This window comes from Aphanothece microscopica RSMan92 (assembly GCF_046613545.2).
In the GTDB taxonomy this organism is placed as follows: Bacteria; Cyanobacteriota; Cyanobacteriia; order PCC-6307; family Cyanobiaceae; genus NIES-981.
In genome coordinates, this window is record NZ_JBKKKY020000552.1 from 1 (window position 1) to 442 (window position 442).

1 protein-coding gene is annotated in these 442 nt (G+C 71.9%); it reads right to left on the reverse strand.

The window, feature by feature from the left end; translation table 11 throughout:
* Positions 1 to 111: 111 nt before the first annotated feature.
* A partial coding sequence (locus ACLD7X_RS19015) for an AI-2E family transporter (protein ID WP_411425239.1) occupies positions 112 to 442 on the reverse strand: 331 nt, incomplete at its 5' end.

Genomic DNA, 442 nt, shown 5'->3' on the forward strand with positions numbered 1-442 from the left:
CTCGCCCGCGGGCGTGGTCACGGAAACGGTGGACTTCGGCGCTCTGGGGCGCGCCGGGGTGCGCGCGGCGGCCCGCGACCATGCGCTGGCCCTGCTGACGGGCGCGCTGCGCTAGACCTTGCCCGTGTGCGACAAGAGCACCGCCACCGGCCGCGTGGCGGAAAAGCCGCCCAGCACCGTCAGCAGGATGACCGTCATCGGCACCGCCAGCACCGCCCCCGGCACGCCCCACAGCGCATACCACGACGCAAGGCTCACCAGCACGAGGAAGGGCGACAGGTTGATCCGCTGGCCGATCAGGCGCGGTTCCACCACCAGCCCGATCACCACCTGGATCACCGTCAGCACCACCGCGGCCACGACCGACTCCTGCAAGGACCCCGTCTGCGCCAGCGTCATCAGCACCGGGAAGGTCACGCCCGCCACGCTGCCCAGATAGGGC